The 17,688-nt window shown below is 63.3% G+C and carries 13 protein-coding genes and 2 pseudogenes; 10 read left to right on the top strand and 5 right to left on the bottom strand.

Annotation, left to right across the window (positions count from 1 at the left end):
- Positions 1-301 precede the first annotated feature (301 nt).
- The 5 genes from RM96_RS30310 to RM96_RS30290 form a co-directional block, all read right to left on the bottom strand.
- The gene (locus RM96_RS30310; protein WP_039015435.1) at positions 302-1,567 is read right to left on the bottom strand and encodes an H-NS family nucleoid-associated regulatory protein; all 1,266 of its coding nucleotides are present in this window, start codon (positions 1,565-1,567) and stop codon (positions 302-304) included.
- Positions 1,568-1,730: 163 nt separating this feature from the next.
- Positions 1,731-2,906 carry a DNA-binding protein gene (locus RM96_RS30305; protein ID WP_039015434.1) on the bottom strand — a complete coding sequence of 392 codons (1,176 nt, stop codon included), beginning with the start codon at positions 2,904-2,906 and terminating at the stop codon, positions 1,731-1,733.
- 667 nt (positions 2,907-3,573) lie between these two features.
- Entirely contained in the window at positions 3,574-5,013 is a 1,440-nt protein-coding gene (locus tag RM96_RS30300) for a hypothetical protein (protein WP_039015433.1), read from the bottom strand.
- A gap of 1 nt (position 5,014) precedes the next feature.
- Positions 5,015-5,995, bottom strand: a complete 981-nt coding sequence (locus RM96_RS30295) for an ATP-binding protein (protein WP_039015432.1) — start codon at positions 5,993-5,995, stop codon at positions 5,015-5,017.
- A gap of 3 nt (positions 5,996-5,998) precedes the next feature.
- Complete coding sequence (locus RM96_RS30290; protein ID WP_039015431.1) at positions 5,999-8,038, bottom strand: hypothetical protein; 2,040 nt, start codon at positions 8,036-8,038, stop codon at positions 5,999-6,001.
- A 304-nt stretch (positions 8,039-8,342) separates the two neighbouring features.
- On the opposite strand from RM96_RS30290, the gene RM96_RS30285 reads away from it, so the two are divergent.
- The 10 genes and pseudogenes from RM96_RS30285 to RM96_RS30245 all read left to right on the top strand — a co-directional run.
- The gene (locus tag RM96_RS30285; protein ID WP_338011442.1) at positions 8,343-9,530 is read left to right on the top strand and encodes a tyrosine-type recombinase/integrase; all 1,188 of its coding nucleotides are present in this window, start codon (positions 8,343-8,345) and stop codon (positions 9,528-9,530) included.
- Positions 9,531-9,697: 167 nt separating this feature from the next.
- A complete protein-coding gene (locus RM96_RS30280; RefSeq protein WP_039015429.1) occupies positions 9,698-9,955 on the top strand; it encodes a hypothetical protein in 258 nt (85 codons plus the stop codon).
- Positions 9,952-11,127 (top strand): PDDEXK nuclease domain-containing protein, encoded by a 1,176-nt coding sequence (locus tag RM96_RS30275; RefSeq protein WP_039015428.1) that lies wholly within the window; start codon positions 9,952-9,954, stop codon positions 11,125-11,127. The genes RM96_RS30280 and RM96_RS30275 overlap by 4 nt, the downstream gene beginning before the upstream one ends.
- A 111-nt stretch (positions 11,128-11,238) precedes the next feature.
- Positions 11,239-11,802, top strand: a complete 564-nt coding sequence (locus RM96_RS30270; RefSeq protein WP_039015427.1) for a hypothetical protein — start codon at positions 11,239-11,241, stop codon at positions 11,800-11,802.
- Positions 11,795-14,158 (top strand): TOTE conflict system archaeo-eukaryotic primase domain-containing protein, encoded by a 2,364-nt coding sequence (locus tag RM96_RS30265; protein ID WP_052279846.1) that lies wholly within the window; start codon positions 11,795-11,797, stop codon positions 14,156-14,158. Before RM96_RS30270 ends, RM96_RS30265 begins: the two co-directional genes overlap by 8 nt.
- Positions 14,158-14,817 (top strand): annotated as a pseudogene (locus tag RM96_RS30260) (tyrosine-type recombinase/integrase); the annotation flags it as partial. The gene RM96_RS30265 and the pseudogene RM96_RS30260, both read left to right, overlap by 1 nt.
- Before the next feature lie 123 nt (positions 14,818-14,940).
- Positions 14,941-15,609 carry a 5,6-dimethylbenzimidazole synthase gene (bluB, locus tag RM96_RS30255; protein ID WP_039015425.1) on the top strand — a complete coding sequence of 223 codons (669 nt, stop codon included), beginning with the start codon at positions 14,941-14,943 and terminating at the stop codon, positions 15,607-15,609.
- 136 nt (positions 15,610-15,745) lie between these two features.
- Positions 15,746-15,889, top strand: coding sequence for a hypothetical protein (locus RM96_RS39570; RefSeq protein ID WP_193752554.1), 144 nt, complete (start codon positions 15,746-15,748; stop codon positions 15,887-15,889).
- Positions 15,890-15,962: 73 nt separating this feature from the next.
- Positions 15,963-16,763 (top strand): transporter substrate-binding domain-containing protein, encoded by an 801-nt coding sequence (locus tag RM96_RS30250; protein ID WP_039015424.1) that lies wholly within the window; start codon positions 15,963-15,965, stop codon positions 16,761-16,763.
- Between the two features lie 507 nt (positions 16,764-17,270).
- A pseudogene (locus RM96_RS30245) lies at positions 17,271-17,688 on the top strand (hypothetical protein); the annotation flags it as partial.

Genomic DNA, 17,688 nt, shown 5'->3' with positions numbered 1-17,688 from the left:
ACAGCGGGGATAGAGTACTTGCATGGAGCCTCCTGCCAGAGTCAACGGCATCGGCAGCAGCCCTCGTTGTCGAAGTCTAGTAGACGTGCTTCGGGGTGCTCGCAGGGCTGCGGGTCCAACTAGTCAACGGGCTCGGGGCACCAAGCAAGAGCCGACCTCGTTACCGACACCGGCTATCATCTTATTCCCATCACCGCGCAATTCACCGGGCCCAAGCCTGCTTCATCCTTCGGGGTCCGGCCCGCCCGATGGGCAACTAGTCAGAATAGGGGCGGACCGGCCGCGCCCGCCAACCTGCCGTTCAGTACAAGAGATCGATTAGGAAACGCTCGGGCTTCTTGCCAATCCACGCGGGTGCCCGACCGCGCCCCGACCAGGTCTGGCCCGTCTTGGGGTTGCGGTACCTCGGAGGCGGCGCGGCCTTCGTCTTGGTCGGAACAGCGCGGGCAGCGGGCTCAACACTGGGCTTGCCCGCAATGTCCTCAATGCTGAGGTCATAATCCTGCATCAACTGCTGAATCTCCTTCACGACCTTTGGCACTTCCGCGGCTCGCAACTGCTCAAGTTGCGCATTGACAGATGCCAGTTGAGCGAGCAGTGAGGATTGGGACGGGCTTTGGGTTGCGGTAGGCGCTTTTTGCTCCTGTCGCGGCTTCCGGGTTTGCGGCTTCTGAGTCGGCGCTTCCGGGGCAGCCTCCACTCCAGGCAGTGTTATCTGCTTCGGCCCGCGCTTCCGGGTTGGGGTCTCTTGAGTCGTGACTTCCGGAGCGGCAACTTCGGCTAGGGTTTTCGGCTTCCGACCGCGCTTCGGGGTCCGCCTCTCTTCAGGCGCAGCTTCCGGAGCGGCAGTTTCGGTGAGCGCTTTCGGCTCCCGACCGCGCTTCGGGGTCCGCCTCTCTTCCGGCGCAGCTTCCGGAGCGGCAGTTTCGGTGAGCGCTTTCGGCTTCCGACCGCGCTTCGGGGTCCGCCTCTCTTCCGGCGCAGCTTCCGCAGCGGCAGTTTCGGTGAGCGCTTTCGGCTTCCGACCGCGCTTCGGGGCCTGCATCTCTTCCGGCGCAGCTTCCGGAGCTGGGGCGTAAAGCGGTGCTACCGGGGCGGCCGTTTCGGTCAGTTCGTCCTGGGCGGCAGCTTCCGTCGGTTCGTCCGTGGCCAGGACTTCAACCGGAGCTTCGGCCACGGCTTCAGTGGTCGCTTCCGAGGGCATGGCTTCAATGGGCGCTTCCGGCGCGTCAGATTCAGTCAACGCTTCCGAGGCGGTGGCTTCCATCGATTCTTCCGGTGCCACGTCTTCCGTTGAAGCGTCCGGGGCTGTGTAAGGCCGCCGGCGCCGATATGACACGGTCGCCGTCGGGCCGCTATCCCGGCTTGTGGACCAGAAGTCCAAGCGTCGGGTCTGAGTGTCAACGCTGCCACTACCGACGCATGCATCACTGGCTTCACCAATGACGGGATCCGCGTCGCGCATCGCCTCAGCGATGGGAAGCTCCATCTGACCAAGTCCGTCCGTCGCATTGCTCGCGACAACGGGTTCAACCACTTGCTCTGGGGCCAATTCGTTCTCCTTCATTGAAGTCACTGCACGTGCAGACGCTTCCTAATCCCATGGACGGTGAGACCTTGTCTCTTGCGTGTCGTTCGAACTTACCCATCGGCGTTTATGTGATGCAAGGTTGGGGGATTGCCCGTAGTCGTCCATCTGCGCCTGGATCCGGCGGATCGCGTCCGCCCGCTCAGTCTTTGCTGTCATCGCTGCCGTCACTGCTGGCGGTGCCATCGTCCTGATTGTCAGGCAGCGCCGCCGCCCCCTGCTCGTTGCCCGGCTCTTTCCCGTGGTCTTCCGGCGCGGTCGCCGGCGGACTGCCGGCCTTGCGCCGCCTTCCACCACTGCCACCGCCGTCGCGTTCGGGCGGCGCGACGCGCAAGGTGGCCAGCAGCTGGCGCGCGAGCGCCGCTTCCGCTTCGCCCCGCTCGGCCCGACGCAGTGCCGCGGCGAGTTCCGCCTGTACGGCCTCCAGGTCGCTCGCCGCCTGGCGCTGCGCCTGCTCGGTGGCCACGAGCCGATCAGCCAGGGCCGCGGCCTGCGCTTCCAGCTTCGCGCGACCCTCCGCCTGCGCCACCGCGGCATCGCGCGCCTCGCTGCGTGCCGCCGCCAGTTCCGACCGCAGGTCTTCGGCTGTGCGCTCGCTCTTCTGGCGCGCGGTGCGCTCCTGGTCCAGTTCGCGCAAGCTGCGTCGCTCGCTGGCTTCGGCGCGTTCCTGCGCGAGCGTCACCTGCTCGCGCGCCCGCTCCAGCTCGGTCGAGAATTGGGTGCGCAACGCTTCCAATTGGCGTCGGCCCGCCTCGAGTTCCGCCCGGCCCGCCTCGAGCCGGGCCTGCGTGGCGGCGTGCGCCTGTCGCTCCGTGGCCAGGTCTGCCTGCACCGTGTCGTGCGCCTGCCGCGCTTCCGCCAGCTGGGCGGCAATGGCCGCCGCATCCTCGCGCGCGGCGGCCGTCTCCACGCGCGCCGCATCGCGCTCGGCTTCCGCTTCGCTCGCGGCGTGCCGGGCTTCCGCGCGCAGCGTCGCCAGTTCGGCGGTGGCCGCTTCGTTGGCCGACTGCCAGATGGTCTGGACCGCCCCGGCGGCGATCTGCTTGAGCGACTCCGGCAGGTCCGGATGGTCGATGGTCACACGCGTGCGCCCACGCAACTCCTGCCAGAACGCCTGCAGCACCTCGGCGGGCGTGCCCATGCTGCCCTTGCGCACCAGGCTGTAGAGCTTGTTGGCCGTGGGTGTGACGCCGTAGCGGAAGAACAGCAGGCCGCAGACCTCGCGGTACAGCGCGCGGGTTTCGGGAAAGCGCCCGCGCAGCTCGGCCAGGTCGGCCTGTAGCGCAGTGTCGGTCAGATCCAGGTCGGCAGCGGCCATCGGGAGAAAAACGGAAAAGTGATGACAAATATTACTACGTAATATGATATATATCCAATTTTCTTGGCAAGACTTTAGACATAACTGTGCTTATGTCTAGCTATATGCTATAGTGACGCAAATGGCATGTGCGTTGGCGTTGGTTAAACTAACTTTGTATCCATTTCTAAACTAATTTTGTTCCTGGCCCCCCGGAGCAAAATCGTCGTGGCTGCCGCGCCCACCGAGCGACAGCGAGCCAAGCACCACACCGGCCGACGCCATGTGCGTCAGCCATGATGACCGCGCACACGCCCCCATCACCTGGATGCAGACATCGCCGGTCGCTCTCGACCGCCGTGATGATGCCGGCTACGTTCGACCGTCAGTTGCAAACGATTCTCCATTCGGCGTGCAGGACCAGCAGCGGTACGTGTTGGCCAATCCCTTTGCCGGCATCAAGGTTCGTGGCGCCGCCCTTCGTCCGGCGCTGGATACGGCACGAGGCTTTACCGAAACCGAGTGGCTGCTGGTCAGAACGAGGCTTTCGGTCAGCGCAAAGCCTCGCGGCGATCTGGCTGAGCGCGGGGCTGCCATCGTCTTGACTTACCTTGGCGCCCCTTTCGTGCGGCGCCCGATTACCCATGGCGGCCCGTCTCCGTGCCGGAGCTCGTGCCCAACGTCGCGCTCAGAACGGAGTCGTCTGCGACGCGGACCCTTCTGCCTGCGTCCATCTAATCAGCAACAGCCCGTCGTCGGTTTCGCACAGGCGGACGCAAGATTTGGAATCGTCGCGCTCAAGCGGATCGACACCCCGATCGATGTCATCTAGCCAAGTGGTCAACGCATCGAACGTCAGCTCGATTTCCCACGTGACCGCCATATCGAGCACTGCAGTTAGCGTCGACTCCCAGACCCACTCGCAGCAGGTCCAGACGTCCTGATCGGCATATAGGTAACCCGCCGGCGCTACCGCTGCATCCCGTGTATAGCGGATGAGGCCCAAGTCGCGCATCGCGTGAGAAACGCTGCAGAAGCGCCGCCGTTCCTGCTCCGCCGGCCGATTGGAGAGCGCCAGGTCCGAACGGCCCCAGCCGAGTTGAAGTTCGTTGAGCGCGATCTCGTATGGGCAGATCAGGCCCCAGCGGGGCCCCTCCTCTGGACGCACGCTGACCCAGCGCGAAAGCCGTCCCTCCTTGGTCAGCCTCCACCGACAGCGACAGGTGCCATGGCGAGTCTGCCGGTCCTGGATGGCATTCAGGCGCGTGACAAACGAAGACGGATTCGCCGAAGCGGCGTTGATGCGTATATAGAAGTGAAGTACGTCGGCAAAGCTGAGGTGGCTCGACCTGAGGCGGCCGAGCTGGATTTTCGCTTGCCGCGCAAACGCGTGGCTTTCCAGAGTCCACCGATCACCGGCTTCGATAAGGAGCTGCTCGATGTCCTCGGGCGGGGGCTCAAGCGTGCGCAGCTGACCGAACGCTTGGTCGAGGGAGACAGCCCCCGGCATGCCATGGTTGCCCGACGACCAGATCTCGCCGAGCGACATGCGCGCGGCAGCGACGCTCGCCCGTGCGACCCAGCCGGCGAGCGACGCAACACGCCCCTGCTCTCGGGCCGGAAAGCCGGCATCAATGCCGTGCGGCCACGTCCTGCAGCGTTGCCGCATCACGAACTCCAACGCGCCCACGCGCTGCGACACGAGGCTGGCGGTGTGCTTCTGCGCCCAGGTCGTTTTCAGCGCGCTCAGGTGAAATGGGCACCGCGAAAGCCACCCAAGCTGATGCAGGTAGCTGTGGTAGCCGTGCTGCACACAGGTCTCGCAATAGCGGATGGCACGTCGCTCGCGACTATCGGGAGGCGGGCCATAACGGCCGACATCGATGAACCGTATGGAAGGCGAGAAAACGTCTTCGACAAGCGGCGCGGTCTCACCGAGCACGGACGCCAGGCGTCTGATTTCGTCGATCGGAAGCGGCGTGTTGCTATCGGGCTCCACACGCAAAAACTTCGCGCATTTTCGGACGTTGATGCCATTCAGTGCGCAGAAGCGGGCGACGAACGATAGCCGCGACTCGTACGGACGGAGGCTTCCCGGCCACCAGTTCACCGATGGGTAGGCCGCCATGTCAACTACCCGTCGAGATGATCCTCATGTGGTCCGGGAAGTTCGCTTTTGCGAATTCCTGCAACCAGTTCTCGTAAGACGTCACGTCAACCCAGTCTCCGCCATGCGCCAGCTGGAAAAGCATCGCCTCGGTTGCCCTGGCGATATGCTGCATCGGGAACTCGAGATGACGGCGCGCAGATTCGGGCGAGAGTTCCACCAGCGCTTTCCACACCAGCGCGGCACAGTCTGCAAGGCGGTGCCCGGCCGCGAATTGAACCGGCGCGAAATACTTCAGGTATGAAACGCCGCTGCCCGGTGGCCATTCCGAGTCGATATCGTAGCCGTTGAGCACGTATGCGATTTCTTCCGGCGAACGCAGCCCATGAAATCGCGCATGCGCGGCCATAAAACGTGCTGCCAGGTGAGCGTTGCCGGTGATCGCCATATACTCGTGACGATAGTTCAGCTGGTGCGAGCCGACGGAAAACACGCTCAGCAGGTAGCCCTCGTAATCAAGGTCATTCTGAAGACCGAGCAACCACTTCCACTCCCGGAACGTCAAATCCTGCGCTTCGTCGATGGCCAGTACGACATAATTACGCTGCGCGTTGTTCGCAATGGCGATGAAGCGTTGCCTGCACAGGTGGATCCCTTCCGCTCTTTTCGGTGGTTTCGCCGGGTTGGCGAATTCGAAGTTCGAGGCGAGCAACAGCTGATGCCAGAATCCCGCTTCGCTTGTCTGGCTGTCCGGACGGCGATTCCACACCACCAGCGGTACCACGGCGTTAAGGCGTTCCTGCAGCACCTGAGCGACGTACCATTGCACGCAGCGAGACTTGCCCAGCCGTGATGCACCATAGATATAGCCGCCGGGGCGCTGCTGGTCGATCCATTCGCCGAGCTGTTCAATCATCTCGTGCATGGGCGGCGTATATACTGCGTACTGCTTCGTCACGATGCAGTGTCGCGGATCGATGCGCTCGGGCAGAGGGAATCGCATGACCTACCCCGATTGCGCCATTCGACGTGGCGGGAGCATGGAGCCCGGAGTCGCGGGCTCAGTTTTGATCGCCACGTTTGGTCGCGCTGGCTTGTTGCTGGTGCCACCGTTGCGCGAACCTCTGCTGTCCTTCTGTTTGGCACGATCCATCGCAGCGTCCAGCATGGCAGCGCCGATCGACGGATCCGCTGCAGCAACCAGAATGCGTCGCGCTTCGAGGTAGGCCGGATGGACGGGTAAGCGTTTGTGTGCCTGACTCTCTACAAAGCGCATGAAGATTTCAATGGCGTCTGCGCCCCCTGGGATAGTCAGTTGTCCGTGCGAGCAGGCCTGAGAGATTGCTGCGCGAACGGCAAGACTATGTGGTGAAATGTTCCAGGGCGGCGCTGCCCGCAGTACACCGAGTGGGATGCCGTCAAGCGTGGAGGCGAGCGCTACCCGGCAATCATCCTCCTTGTGACAGACCACCCAGATCTCGGATCCCACCAGGTCGTGCCGATTGTGCAGCACCTCGTTGGTGTAGCGGCCGTAATAGAACTCCACGTACGGGGCGCGCCCACTCGCTGCTCCGCCGCGGACGATGCAGCGCTTGCGGATGCTGAATAGCGCTTCCACAACGGCGGGATCGACTCGGCGGAAGCTCTGCTGGGCGTGGTGGTACAGGAAGTTCGCGTATGCAAGCGGCGTGCGGTTGCCAATCCCGCTGTGCGGTGTTGCGTTGTAATTGGCGATGAGCACGTCCAGCAGCTCTTCCGCATATTCGTACTGGAATCGGCTTGCCAGCGCAACGTCTTCCGGCTTCCGGCCCTTACGGTCCTGAGGCTTGGCGCCGGTGGTGTTGGAAAGACGCTGAAAGCCCTTCCCCGCCAGATTGCGGAAAAACGCCTCGATGAAGGGCCGGTCGTCCTTGCTTCGACGTTTCGAGAACGAGGTTTTCGGCTCAAGCAGCGTCGCGCGAACCGTATCGCGCAACGCGTCGCGCACGTGCTGACAGGTCTCGGCAAGGGCACCGTCTACGCTGGTCTCATCCCAGCACAGTCCGACGAAATTGTCACCCAGCACCGACAGAAGCCCGGCATCGGGCAGATACGCCTTGTCGCTGAAGCTTACCGGGCGCGCCCACCATTTTCCCAATGCCCGCTTCAGCGCGCGCAGGACATCATCCTTCGAGACTTCCCGTCTCATGCTGAAGTAGTAGCCGAGCACCGCGCGCGACATCACTTCAAGAATCACGATAACCCAGAGACGATGAACGATCTTCTCCCGAAAGCCGCCTCCCATCAGGGGAAGCGACACGCAGAAACGTCCGTCCAGCTTGTGCGCATCCATCTCGACGCGCTGCATGAACTTCTGAACTGGCCGTCCGGTTCCGTCCCCTGTCTTCAGCTTTGACACCAGGTCTGGACCGCCGCTCGCCGCCGCCAGCGCTCGTGGGTTGGCCGACAACACCCTGTCGATATACCGGCCAATCGAGACGTATCCCAGGGTCGCCGTGTTGAACGGCCACTCGTTTCGCTGTTCACATCCAAGCTCGCGGAGCTGGTCGAGAAGCCACCCGCAGTGACGTCTTTTCGACTGCCGGGTTTCGACCAGCCGCTTGCCTGACGCGCCCGCGAGAATACGCGCTTCGAATGCCTGGCGAAGCTCCGGCTGCGCATCAAGGAGCGCCTGCAGGGCACCAACGGCGCCGCCGCCGAACTGACTGACATGGATCTTCCGATGGCGCCGGTAGTGCTTGATCCGGGTCCACGGAACCAGCCCGCGCCAGCCGTAGGGTCGCCCGTCCGGATGCGTTTCGAGGCAACGTTCGCGGATCAGTCGATAAGCCTGTTTTGCGCCAAGTGCGGTGAGACGCTTGATGGTATCGGCCGTCGCGCCAGAAAGGTACAGCGAGACCGCCTGCTTTCTCGCAAAATACAACGCGCGCCGTTCTCCTTCGAGCGCCCCTTCATCCGGGCTTGCCCAGAGCGAGGTGTCGATGGCTCTCCTGCCGATTGTGCGGCGGGAGCAATGACAGCTGTCGTCAGCGTCGCGGACTTGCATGGAGGTTCCAGCACAAATGGCCACCATCGCCTATGGCCCAATCGCTATGAACCATAGGGCGCTATCGCGGGACTGCAAGGCAAGGATGTGCCGGAACGTGGGCAAGGATACAATATTAGTTTAACTGTCGGCCGAAGGAACAATTTGTCTTTCAACTTTTTAAACTAATTTTGTTACTCGACCCTCTGGTTGCCCTTATTTTCCGTGTCCATGACGGGAACAAAATTAGTTTCACTGACGTGACCCGACCTTGGAATCGCCCGCCCATCCGCCCTCCCCGCCTGCGTCCGGCCTCCGCGCCGCATTGCCCACGTCGCTGGAGCAGCTGCGGCTGCCGTCGGCGCTGTCCGGCGCGGCCGGCAGCAACCGCGCCCCCGCCACGGCCACGCGGATCGCCGCGACCGACGACCTGCCCGCCGTCACCGCCTGGCTCGCGCGCTATGCCGACAGCGCAACGACGCTCTCCGCCTACCGCCGCGAGGTGGAGCGGCTGATCCTGTGGGCCGTGCTGCAACTGGGCAAGCCACTGTCTTCCCTGACTCACGAAGACCTGCTCGTTTATGAACGCTTCCTCGCCGACCCGCAGCCGGCCGCGCGCTGGGTCCTGACCGGCAGCAAGAAGCTCGCACGCAACCACCCCGATTGGCGCCCGTTTGCCGGGCCGCTGTCGCCCGCCAGCGTGCGCCACGCCCTGGTCATCCTGAATGCGCTGTTTGCCTGGTTGACCGAGGCCGGCTACCTGGCCGGCAACCCGCTCGCGCTGGCCAGGCGCCGGCGCGCCCCCAGCCGGCCACGGATCACGCGTTACCTCAGTCACGAGCTGTGGGCGACCGTCAAGGAAACCGTCGAGGCGATGCCGGTAGGCACCGAGCGCGAGCGGCTGCATGCGGCGCGCTGCCGCTGGGTGCTGACGGTGCTCTACCTGGGCGGGCTGCGGGCCGCCGAGGTGACAGGCACTCCCATGGGGGCGTTCTTCTGCCGGCGCGATGCCCAGGGCACCGAGCGCTGGTGGCTCGAGGTGACCGGCAAGGGTAACAAGACCCGGCTGGTGCCGGCCTCCGATGAGCTGATCGCCGAACTGGCGCGCTACCGCCGCGCCCACGGGCTGCCGCCTAGCCCGCAGCCCGGGGAAACGCGCGCGCTGGTGCTGCCGGTCATCGGCCGTGATCAGGGGCGCGACAAGGCCCTGTCGCGCGGGGCGCTGCACCTGATTCTGAAAGAGGTGTTCGGCCTGGCGGCCGAGCGCCTGCGCGCGCGCGGGCCCGCATGGGAAGCGCAGGCCGATGTCCTGGCCAGCGCCTCGGCGCACTGGCTGCGTCACACCGCCGGCTCGCACATGACCGACCAGCAGGTCGACCTGCGTTTTGTGCGGGACAACTTTGGCCATGCCTCGATTGCCACCACCAGCGCTTACCTGCACAGCGAGGAGGATGCGCGGCATCAGGCCACACAGGAGCGGCATCGCATCGGCTGGGACACCTTCAGCAAGTAAGGTTGCTGATTCAATGGAGAGCTGGTCTCCCTGTCCTATCGGCAGGCAAAGCGGACAATCTTCGTTGGGCAGCAAATGCCGGCCACAGGTGTCCCACATTGATACAATCGAACGTGATCTACTTATATTCTACGAGGACGCTGGCAAAGGTGGCTACGCGCGAAAGGGTGATAACCGCAGCGGACAGCTGCCTCGAATGCGGCACGCGGGAACTGGTCGAGGACGGGTGGACGGCAGCACTGTCCCCCATCAGCAAACAAGGAACATCCACGCGCGAAGCCGGCGAGCTGCAGAGCCCGAACGCCAAGGCCGGCCTCGAGGATGCCAGCCCGAAGAACCAGATTGCTTCGATTCTCGGCCACGTGGCCGAGAAGGTGCGCCTCTTTAGCGAGGACGATGAACTGGTGAATGAGGTGCCGGCATGAGCGAACTTGTTCCGGGCAGTGCCGACTATGGCAGCATGCACGGCGACATCGTCTCCTTGCTGGAAGGCGCCCATCGTGCCGCCGCCCGCAGTGTCAACGTGCTGATGACTGCCACCTACTGGGAAATCGGCCGCCGCATCGTCGAGTTTGAGCAAGGTGGGCAGGACCGCGCTGGCTATGGGCAAGCCTTGCTCAAGCGGCTCTCGGCTGATCTCTCGAGGAGGTTCGGGCGTGGCTTCTCGGAGCGCAACCTGGAGCAGATGCGCCTGTTCTACCAGGCTTGGCCCATCGACCACATTTCGCAGACACCGTCTGCGAAATTGCCCACCGCCCGGATTTCGCAGACATCGTCTGCCATTTCCACTGGTGAGATTTCCAACGCCTTGTCCCGGAATGCCGTCGACCTGTCGGAGCTATCCAAAGCCTTCCCGCTGCCCTGGTCGGCGTACGTCCGACTGCTCTCGGTTCGCAATGAGATGGCGCGCGGATTCTACGAAGCCGAAGCCCTGCGCTGCGGCTGGTCGGTACGGCAACTCGACCGGCAGATTAATAGCCAGTTCTACGAACGCATTGCCCTGTCACGCAACAAGGCCGCCATGTTGCAGAAAGGCGAAGCAGCCGAAAGCGCCGATGTCATCACACCTGAGCAGGCCTTGAAGGACCCGTTCGTGCTGGAGTTCCTCAATCTGAAGGACGAATATTCCGAGTCGGACCTCGAAGAGGCGCTAATCCAGCACTTAGCCGACTTCCTCTTGGAACTGGGCGACGACTTCGCCTTCGTCGGGCGTCAGCGCCGTCTACGCATCGACGACAGCTGGTTTCGCGTCGACTTGCTGTTCTTCCACCGCCAGCTCAAATGCCTGCTGGTCATCGACCTCAAGATCGGTAAATTCAGCCATGCTGATGCCGGCCAGATGCACATGTACCTGAACTACGCCCGCGAGCACTGGATGAAGCCGGGCGAAAACCCGCCCGTGGGGTTGATCCTGTGTGCGAGCAAGGGTAGCAACGAGGCGCACTACGCGCTGGAGGGCCTGTCGAACAAGGTGCTGGCCGCCGAATACCAGACCGTGTTGCCTAACGAGAATCTGCTGGCCGCGGAACTGGCCAGGACAAGGCGCGAGCTGGAGGCACGCCTTGGCCGGCTAAACGACGCAGGGAGCGCCGAATGATTGCGCGGCCTGAAACTGCATTGTCGGACGCACTGCGCCGAAGCGAACCGGTGTACGTCCGCGCGGCCACCAGCGACGCGGGCGCGGATCCTCCACAGTAGGAGCTTGTCAATGCCGGACGTAAAGCCAAAGGCCGCCCGCAAATCCTCGCCCTCCTGGAGCGATGTCAAAACCAAGCTTGCCGACTTTGACCGTGCCGGCCTGATCGGGCTGGTACAGGCCCTGTACGTGGCGAGTAAGGACAACCAGGCCTTCTTGCACGCCCGGTTTGCGCTGGGCCAGGATGTGCTCAAGCCATACAAAGTGACCATCGACCGCTGGCTGTGGCCCGATCTGTTCAAGAATCAAGACACCTCGGTAGCCAAGGCGAAGAAGGCGATCTCGGAGTACAAGAAGGCCAATGGCCAGCCGCAAGGGATGGCCGAACTGATGGTGTTCTATTGCGAACGGGCGTCCGGCTTCAGCGCTGACATTGGCTACCAGGACGATGGCTATTTTGACGCCTTGGTACGGATGTTCGAGCAGTCGCTGCAAATGATCGCTACCTTGCCCGATACACAGCGGCCGGCACTCTGGGCACGTCTTGCCCAAGTACGCCGTACCAGTGACCATTTCGGCTACGGGGTGGGCGATGACATGGATGCATTGCTGGCCGAGTATGGCGTCGATGGCTGATCGTGATGCGTTCGCCGCGCTGCAAGCCGAGAACGCCCGCCTGATCGCGTTACTGGAATCGCATGGCATCGCATGGCGCTTGCCGCCGAAGGAAGCCGCGCCTGGCGATCAGGAAGCGGAGCGGTCGCATTTTTCCACGGTCGACAAGGTGGCGCTGTTCCGCCGGTTGTTTCGCGGGCGCACGGATGCCTACCCAATCCGCTGGGAGAGCAAGTCCACGGGCAAGGCTGGCTACGCGCCGGCTTGCGCCAACGAATGGCGCGCCGGCCTTTGCGAGAAGCCGCGCATCAAGTGCGGCGACTGCGGCAACCGCTTGCTGATCCCGCTCTCTGATCAGGTCATCTACGACCATTTGGCCGGTGAGCACACGGTGGGCATCTATCCGCTGCTGGAAGACGACACCTGCTATTTCCTTGCCGTCGATTTCGACGAGGCCGAGTGGCGGGACGATGCCCGTGCCTTCGTGCAGTCCTGCGGGGAACTCGGTGTGCCGGTCGCGCTGGAGATTTCCCGTTCCGGCCAGGGCGCGCATGCCTGGGTCTTCTTCGCGGGCAAGGTGTCGGCGCGCGATGCGCGCCGCCTGGGCACGGCCATCATCAGCCACACCTGCTCGCGTACCCGGCAACTCAAGCTCGCCTCCTATGACCGTCTGTTTCCCAACCAGGACACGATGCCAAAGGGTGGCTTCGGCAATCTGATCGCGCTGCCACTGCAGAAGCGACCGCGTGAGCACGGCTGTAGCGTGTTCGTCGATGCCGATTTTCATCCCTATCCCGACCAGTGGGCGTTCCTGGCATCAATCCGGCCGATGGTACCGCGCGACATCGAGCCAACCATCTTTCGTGCCACGGGTAGCGTCCATCCGCTGGATGTCACCTTCATCGGCGATGAGGACTTGGCCACGCCATGGAAGCAAAACGCTTCGGCGGCAAGGAAGCTCGGAAGCAAGATGCCGGAGTCACTGACCGTGACGCTGGCCAACCTAGTCTATTTTGAGAAGGCGCAACTGCCGCAGCCGCTGGCCAACCGCCTGATTCGTCTGGCGGCATTCCAGAACCCCGAGTTCTATAAGGCGCAAGCGATGCGGATGTCGGTGTGGGACAAGCCACGCGTGATCGGCAATGCAGAAAACTATCCGCAGCACATCGCCCTGCCGCGCGGCTGTCTCAATGCCGCGCTGGAACTGCTGCGCGACAATGGCATCCTCTGTGATCTACGCGACGAGCGATACCCGGGTGAACCCATCGATGTTGGCTTCGTCGGCACGCTTCGCCTCGACCAGGAGGCTGCCGTTGCCGGGATGTTGCCGCACGATGCTGGCGTGCTATGCGCACCGACCGCCTTCGGCAAGACGGTAACGGCGGCCGCCATGATCGCCCGTCGCGGTGTGAACACCTTGGTGCTGGTACATCGCACGGAACTGCTCAAGCAATGGCAGGAGCGCCTGCAGGCCTTTCTGGGCGTCGGCAAAGGCGTGGTTGGCACCATCGGCGGCGGCAAGGTCAAGCCTTCCGGCAAGATCGACATCGCAGTGATGCAATCGCTGTCGCGGCAGGGCGAAGTCAACCCGCTGGTTGAGCACTACGGTCATGTCATCGTCGATGAATGCCACCACATCGGCGCGGTATCGTTCGATGCGATCCTGAAACGGACCAAGGCAAAGTACGTGCTCGGCCTGACCGCCACCCCGATTCGGCGGGACGGCCAGCAGCCCATCATCTTCATGCAGTGCGGGCCGATCCGGTACACAGCGGCGAAGCCGGCCAGCTCACCACACGCCCTGGAGGTCGTACCGCACACCTGCCTTTCGCGCATCGAGTTGCCGCCAGAGTCTGGCATTCAGGAGGTATTTCGGCATCTGATCCACGATCAGCCTCGCACTGACGCCATCGCTGCGCAAGTGATCGAGGCCTTCAGGCAAGGCCGCAAGATTTTGCTGCTGACAGAACGCACTGAACATCTCGACGCCATCCAGGCTGCGTTGGGCGGGCAAATTTCCCCCCTCTTCGTGCTGCACGGGCGGCTGTCGAAGGCGAAACGGGCCGCATTGATCGCGGCGCTCGACGCCCTGCCAGCCGACGCGCCGCGCGTCTTGCTGGCGATCGGCAAGCTGGTCGGGGAAGGTTTCGACCATCCGCCGCTCGACACCCTGGTGCTGGCGATGCCCGTGTCGTGGCGGGGAACCCTGCAACAGTACGCGGGCCGGCTGCACCGGGAACATGCCGAAAAGACTGACGTACGGATCATCGATTTCGTCGACACCGGCCACCCGGCATTGTTGCGGATGTGGGACAAACGCCAACGCGGGTACCGGGCGATGGGGTATCGGATGGCGGGTGGGGCGGAACCAATATGACCGTCGAGGCGATGCCAACCGTGACCGAGCGCGAGCGCCTGCATGCGGCGCGCTGCCGATGGGTACTGACCGTGCTCTATCTGGGTGGCTTGCGCGCGTCCGAATTGACAGCCACGACCATGGGTGCGCTCTTCTGCCGGCGCGATGCCCAGGGCATCGAGCGCTGGTGGCTGGAGGTGACCGGCAAGGGCAACAAGACCCGGCTGGTGCCGGCCACCGACGAGCTGATCGCCGAACTGGCGCGCTACCGCCGCGCCAACGGACTGCCAGCCACGCCGCAACCCGGCGAGATGCGCCCGCTGGTGCTGCCGGTCATTGGCCGTGGGACGGGGCGCGAGCAGGGCCGCGAGAAGGCCCTGTCACGCGGGGCGCTGCACCTGATTCTGAAAGAGGTGTTCGGCATGGCGGCCGAGCGCCTGCGGGCGCGCGGGCCCGAGTGGGAGGCGCAGGCCGCGGTGCTGGCCAGTGCCTCGGCGCACTGGCTGCGACACACCGCGGGCTCCCACATGACGGACCAGCAGGTCGATCTGCGATTTGTGCGGGACAACTTTGGTCATGCCTCGATCGCTACCACCAGCGCCTACCTGCACAGCGAAGAGGATGCGCGGCACGCGGCGACGCAGGAGCGGCACCGCATCGGCTGGACCAGCAAGACCTAGGATGAGCCAGCATCGCCACACCGCACCGGGCAAAGCCATCGATCGTCACGCCAGCATCGTGGCAAGCTCCCTGCATTGCCACTTTCCCTCCCGCCCAAGCGCCACCGCCCCGCTATACAAGCCATGAACCCATCTCGCTACAGCGACAGTGACATTGCCGCCGTCTATCGCGTCCTCCGGGAGCGTCGCGACATGCGCCACTTTCGGCCGGACCCGCTCGATCCTGCCTTGCTGGAACGCTTGTTGCACGCTGCGCATCTCGCCCCCAGCGTCGGCTTCATGCAACCCTGGCGCTTCATCCGCCTCACTGACAGGAGCCTGAGAACGCAGGTCCACGCGCTGGTCGATGCCGAACGCCAGCGCACCGCGCTCGCCCTGGGCGAACGCCAGGACGAGTTCATGCGACTCAAGGTGGAGGGCATCCTGGACTGTGGGGAAGTCCTGGTGGCAGCGCTGATGGATGGACGTGAGCGGCATATCTTCGGTCGGCGCACCATGCCGGACATGGACCTCGCTTCGGTGGCCTGCGCCATCCAGAACCTCTGGCTTGCTGCGCGCGCTGAAGGAATCGGCGTGGGCTGGGTTTCCTTGTTCGACCCTGAACAGCTTGGCCGGCTGCTGCGGTTGCCGCCCGGCGCCCGGCCAGTGGCTGTGCTGTGCCTCGGTCAGGTCGACACCTTCTATGAAAAGCCGATGCTGGAACAGGAAGACTGGGCCAGACGGCAATCCCTGGACGAGATGGTGTTCGAGAATGGCTGGACCAACCCCAGTCCTCCCAATCGCCCGGGCTGATGATGGATCCGGCAATTGTGTTCTTAGAAAATCACGATGGCCATCATGAAGTCAACCGATATGAGATCGTTGTCGCCTAAGACGCGGCAAGGGGTGGCTCTCTGGCCAGACCCATTGTCGGTGCTGCGGCGCGGCATTGAGCCACAAGGACAGTCGCTCGACGGTGGTGCGCACCATGTACGGTAAGGTGACGGTGAACAGTCCGCGGCTGACGGTGAAAGGCCGCTTCTTTTGTTGGTACATGATGCAGGACATCTACAGCCGCAAGCTGGTAGCGTAGACGAGCGAACGGCACTTGAGCGGCGAATAAACTCTATTCGTTAGAGAGCAACGGCACTTTAAGGCAGGGCACAATGCGAACGACTCACTGGGTAATGACTGCGCTACTTGGGCTGCTACTTACGGGGTGTGCGGGCATCAGTACCGCACCGACACCGGAAGCCCGACAGGCTTTGGCTCCAACCGGCAAGCTTCGCGTTGGGCTTCAGCTTGGCAGTCCTCACAATGTGATACGGGACTCTGTGTCGGGTGAGATGAAGGGGGTGGGATTTGACCTCGGAAAAGAATTGGCCAGGCGCATGGGAGTTCCGTTTGAGCCGGTTCTGTATCCATCAGTCGGAGCCCTTCTCGACAGCGGGAAAGCCGGCGCTTGGGACGTCGCCTTTGTTGGGTTTAGCCCTGCGCGGGCACAGGAGTGGGACTTCACCGCGCTGCATCTGGAAATCGAATTCGGCTACCTCATTCCCGGTGGTTCTTCCATCTCAACAATGGCTGATGTGGATCGGCCCGGGATTCGAGTTGCCGTGCAGGAGAAGTCTCAGCCGGATGTCTTTATTTCGCGCACGCTAAAAAATGCCACGGTGGTCCGAGCATCAAGCCTCGCTGGCACAATGGAGATGCTGAAATCCGGGAGAGCAGACGTAATCTTCAGCATCAAGCCAAGCCTGTTCGAGATTTCGAATCAATTACCTAGTTCTCGGGTTCTCGACGGTCAGCTCGGCATCGATCCGCACGCGATGGCGATGCCGAAGGGGCGGGGTCCGGGCGTGGCGTATGCGCGCCAGTTCATTGAAGACGCGAAGTCCGAGGGTCTGGTCAAAGCCGCGATCGAGAGAGCCGGTTTACGTGGCGTGGTTGTCGCCCCGCTCAAATGATGCTCTCCAACCGTATACGAGAGCGTGCAAAAGTTGCGAAGGGAGATTTCGTCAGGCGCCCTGACTTGCGGCAAGGATACGGTCTGTTCTTTGTTGGTCAGTACCGGTTTGGCGATGCTGGCCCGATGCATTTCCTGTGACGCGAGGCGGCGATCTCGCGCGCTGAGATGCGGTCGGGCTGGGAGCCTCCCCATCTTTTGCACGCTCTCAACTCACGTGAAGTGACACTTTTCCGTCGTTTCGAGTGTAAATAAAAGTGTCAACTCCTCGCCGGCGCTTCTATATACAGCGCGGGTTCCAGGCAGATTCCGGAGTGACAGAATTGCTTCCTTCTACGTGAACGCCTGCTTCGCCTGGCTCACCGAAGCCGGCTACGCCCGGCGCCGGCCGGGCGCGGGTGGTGGCCCGCCCCCCCGTCGGGGGAGGGGATCGGATCGCCCGTTCGGCTTATGGTTTCGCGGGGCAGCGGTGCCCTTCACCGCATCGGCCAGATTTCGCGGAGCATGCATGACCGACAGCGGCAGCCCTTCCTATCCGGACGCACTATTCCAGGCCTGCATCAAGGCGACGCAGGACTGGGCCGACATGCTGGCCCGGCCTCCCGCCGCAGCCGACCGCAGGTTCCAGGCGCTGGAATGGCGCGAGCATCCGTGGTACGGCGCGCTCATGCAGACCTACCTGGCCAATTCGCGCTGGCTGACGGCGATGGCCGAGGCGGCCGATGTCGGTGACAAGGACAAGCAGAACCTGCGCTTCTTCACCCGCCAGTTCATCGACATGATGAGTCCGGCAAATTTCGCCGCCACCAATCCGGAAGCCGCCCGAATCGGCGCGCGTCAAGGTAGATGTCGCCTCATTCATGCAGCCAAACGCTGGTTTTCCGCGCCTGGCTTGATACGGGTGGGCACGGCAATCTCGCGCTCGG

This window comes from Cupriavidus sp. IDO, assembly GCF_000812465.1.
Lineage (GTDB): Bacteria > Pseudomonadota > Gammaproteobacteria > Burkholderiales > Burkholderiaceae > Cupriavidus.
This window is presented reverse-complemented; position numbering and strand designations above follow the sequence as displayed.

Bases quoted from the DNA above. Each gene is read 5' to 3' on its own strand.
- RM96_RS30310 (WP_039015435.1), bottom strand. From the start codon at position 1,567: ATGAAGGAGAACGAATTGGCCCCAGAGCAAGTGGTTGAACCCGTTGTC.
- RM96_RS30305 (WP_039015434.1), bottom strand. From the start codon at position 2,906: ATGGCCGCTGCCGACCTGGATCTGACCGACACTGCGCTACAGGCCGAC.
- RM96_RS30300 (WP_039015433.1), bottom strand. From the start codon at position 5,013: ATGGCGGCCTACCCATCGGTGAACTGGTGGCCGGGAAGCCTCCGTCCG.
- RM96_RS30295 (WP_039015432.1), bottom strand. From the start codon at position 5,995: ATGCGATTCCCTCTGCCCGAGCGCATCGATCCGCGACACTGCATCGTG.
- RM96_RS30290 (WP_039015431.1), bottom strand. From the start codon at position 8,038: ATGCAAGTCCGCGACGCTGACGACAGCTGTCATTGCTCCCGCCGCACA.
- RM96_RS30275 (WP_039015428.1), top strand. From the start codon at position 9,952: ATGAGCGAACTTGTTCCGGGCAGTGCCGACTATGGCAGCATGCACGGC.
- RM96_RS30270 (WP_039015427.1), top strand. From the start codon at position 11,239: ATGCCGGACGTAAAGCCAAAGGCCGCCCGCAAATCCTCGCCCTCCTGG.
- RM96_RS30265 (WP_052279846.1), top strand. From the start codon at position 11,795: ATGGCTGATCGTGATGCGTTCGCCGCGCTGCAAGCCGAGAACGCCCGC.
- bluB (WP_039015425.1), top strand. From the start codon at position 14,941: ATGAACCCATCTCGCTACAGCGACAGTGACATTGCCGCCGTCTATCGC.
- RM96_RS30250 (WP_039015424.1), top strand. From the start codon at position 15,963: ATGCGAACGACTCACTGGGTAATGACTGCGCTACTTGGGCTGCTACTT.